General features: G+C 74.8%; 3 protein-coding genes. All 3 read right to left on the bottom strand.

Annotation, left to right across the window (positions count from 1 at the left end; translation table 11 throughout):
* Positions 1 to 865, bottom strand: an 865-nt coding sequence (locus tag C1I99_RS30850; protein ID WP_111137668.1) for a TIGR01777 family oxidoreductase, incomplete at its 3' end; no start/stop codon positions are given.
* A gap of 46 nt (positions 866 to 911) precedes the next feature.
* Positions 912 to 1922: an aldo/keto reductase gene (locus C1I99_RS30845; protein WP_111137667.1), complete on the bottom strand. Its 1011-nt coding sequence runs from the start codon at positions 1920 to 1922 to the stop codon at positions 912 to 914.
* 61 nt (positions 1923 to 1983) lie between these two features.
* The coding region (locus tag C1I99_RS30840) for a TIGR03621 family F420-dependent LLM class oxidoreductase (protein WP_325049254.1) at positions 1984 to 2929 on the bottom strand (946 nt) is incomplete at its 5' end.

Genomic DNA, 2929 nt, shown 5'->3' with positions numbered 1-2929 from the left:
GGTCGGGGTGGCGGAAGCGGAAGCCGGCCCGGTTCAGGACGCCGGGGAGGACCCGCTCGCTGGTGAGCACCTCGGTGGAAAAGCCGCCGAGCACCACCTTCAGCGCCAGCGCCGGGATCGGCATGAACGCCGGCCGGTGCAGCTGCCGGGCCAGCTCCCGGGTGAACTCGGCGTTGGTCGACGGGGCCGGACCGACCATGTTGACCGGTCCGGCGATGCCGTCGGAGTCGAGCAGGAAGAGCGCGGCGCGCAGCCAGTCCTCCATCGAGATCCAGGGCCACCACTGCCGCCCGCTGCCGAGTTTGCCGGAGATGCCGAGCTTCATCGGCAGCAGCTGCGGCTTGAGCATCCCGCCGTCGCGGTGCAGCGGCAGGCCGATGCGCATCCGCACCACGCGCACGCCCGCGTCCTCGGCCGGCCGGGTCGCCGCCTCCCACACCCGGCAGACGTCGGCCAGGAAACCCTCGCCCGCCGGCGCGTCCTCCTCCACCGTCCGGTCGCCGGTGTCGCCGTACCAGCCCACCGCCGAGGAGTTGAGCAGCACCCCCGGCCGGTCCTGGGCGGGCAGGCCGGCGATGGTGATGGCCAGGGTGGTGGTGGTGTCCACCCGGCTCGACCGGATCAGCCGCCGGTACTCGTCGGTCCACCGCCGGTCGCCGACCCCAGCGCCGGCCAGGTTGACGATCGCGTCCGACTGCGCCACCACCGCCGGGTCGAGCTGCGCGGCGGACGGGTTCCACTGCCGTTCGTCGGCGCCGCGCGGCGCCCGGCGGACCAACCGGACGATCTCGTGGCCGTCCGCCGTGAGCCGGTCGGCCAGCCGGGCGCCGAGGAAGCCGGACGCGCCGGCCATCAGGATCCGCATGCTCATATCTTCGGGTACGGGCGGCGGTCCGGATGCGTTGAGCGGATTAACCTTCTCTCACCGCGGCCAGGCTCGGACGCAGGTCGGCGAGTAGCCGCTCCACCTCGGCGTACGACTCGTCCGGCAGCGGGCCGAGGGCGAGGGTGGCGAAGTTCTCCTCCGCCTGCGCCACCGTCCGGCAGCCCGGGATCGGCACCGTACGCGGGCTGCGGGCCAACAGCCAGCCGAGCGCGCCCTGAGCCAGGGTCCGGCCGTCGGCGGTCAACGCCTGCCGGATCTGCTCCACCCGGGCCGCCCAGCGTGGCGTCGGCCGGCCGTCGGTGAACCAGAGCAGCCACTCCGGGGCCATCCCGCGCACGTCGTCCCGCCCGACCGCCCGGGTCGAGCCGGTGAGCAGCCCCATCGCCAGCGGCCCCCGGTTGAGAGCGGCCAGGTCGAGCGCGTCGCAGACCGCCAGCATCTCGGCGTTGTCCAGCAGCACCGACTGGTCGTGCTGGATCGCCGCGCAGTGCGGGCCCGCCTCCGCGAACGCCGCCGCCGAGGCCGGGTTGTCGGTGCTCCACCCGTACGCCCGGATCTTGCCCTGGGTGACCAGGTCCTCCAGCGTGCCGACCAGGTCGAGCGCGGCGGCGGCCGGCAGGTCGTTGATGTGCAGCTGGTAGAGGTCCACGTAATCGGTGCCGAGCCGGCGCAGCGACTCCTCCAGGCTGGCCACCGCATACTCGGGGCTGGCGTCGGTGCCGATCCATTGGCGGGTGCCCTCGTCGGCGCGGTTGCCGAACTTGGTGGCGATGACCGCCCGGTCGCGCCGGCCGGCGAGGGCCCGGCCGAGGATCCGCTCGCTGTGCCCGGCGCCGTAGTTGCTGGCCGTGTCGAACAGGGTCACCCCCGCATCGAGGGCGGCGTGGACGGTGCGGACCGACTCGTCGTCGTCGACCTCGCCCCAGCCGAACGGCTGCCCGCCGTCACCCCAGAGCGGCCCGCCGATCGCCCAGCACCCCATGCCGATCGCGCTGGCCGCTATCCCGCTGCGCCCCAGAATCCGTGTCGTCGTCATGCCGCCCAGCGTTCCGCTTCGAGCGCACTCGACGTCAAGCCCCTCGGCGAGCTGTTCTCGATCACCTGATCACGGCTGCGTCGCCGGTGAGGCGGGACAGCACCGGGGTGAGCGGGTCGAGCGCGTCGGTGCGGACGACGAAACGGGTGATGCCCCAGCGGCGCCGGTGCTCGGCGACCGCCGTGACGATCTCGTCCTCGGTGCCGATCAGCACGAACGGCGAGGCCAGCAGCTCGGCGACGGTCAGGCCGGTGTCGGCGGCGAACGGCGCGGCGGCCGCCTCGGCGTCGTCGGTCACCACCACTCGCTGCACCAGCGACTCCAGCACCGGCGGCTCGCCGCGCCCGGTCGCCCCGGTGGCGACGCAGTCGAGCTGTGCCTCGATCTCCGCCGCCCGCCAGCGCACCTCGTGCTGGTACCCGTCGGGCAGGGTACGACCCAGACCGGCCAGCCCGACCACGTCGGCGTGCGCCCCCGCCCAGCGCAGCAGCGTCGAGTTCGCCCCGCCGATGGTCAGCGGGATCCGCGACCGCACCGGGCGCGGCTCGGCCAGCCGGGCCGTCCGCATCGCCAGCTCGGGGGTGTCGACGGTGACCGCGTCGCCGTCGAGCAGGGCCCGGACCGCCTCGGCGACGGCCACGCAGCGGCGCACCCGGCCCGCCACGTCGGGGCGCTCCCGGCCGACCGCGTGCCACTCGGCGGGGGTGTGGCCGGCGCCGAGACCGAGCCGGGCCCGGCCGCCGGAGAGCACGTCGAGGGTGGCCACGTCGGCGGCGAGCACCATCGGCTCCCGGATCCCGGCGTTCGAGACGTTCGATCCGAGCCCGATCGTGGAGGTCACCGCCGCGGCGGCGGCCAGCGCGACGAACGGCGACGCCACCGTGCCGGGGTGGTCGGCGGCGAGCAGCGCGTCGAAGCCGGCCGCCTCGGCCCGCCGGGCCAGGTCCAGCCAGCTCGGGCCGTCGGAGGGCTTTGCCTGTAGCGAGAAGGTCGTCACGCTCCCACCC

The sequence above is a fragment of the Micromonospora deserti genome (assembly GCF_003236335.1).
GTDB classification, from domain to species: Bacteria; Actinomycetota; Actinomycetes; order Mycobacteriales; family Micromonosporaceae; genus Micromonospora; species Micromonospora deserti.
The sequence above is the reverse complement of the archived record's forward strand: the minus strand, read 5'-3'. Positions and strand labels throughout refer to the sequence as shown.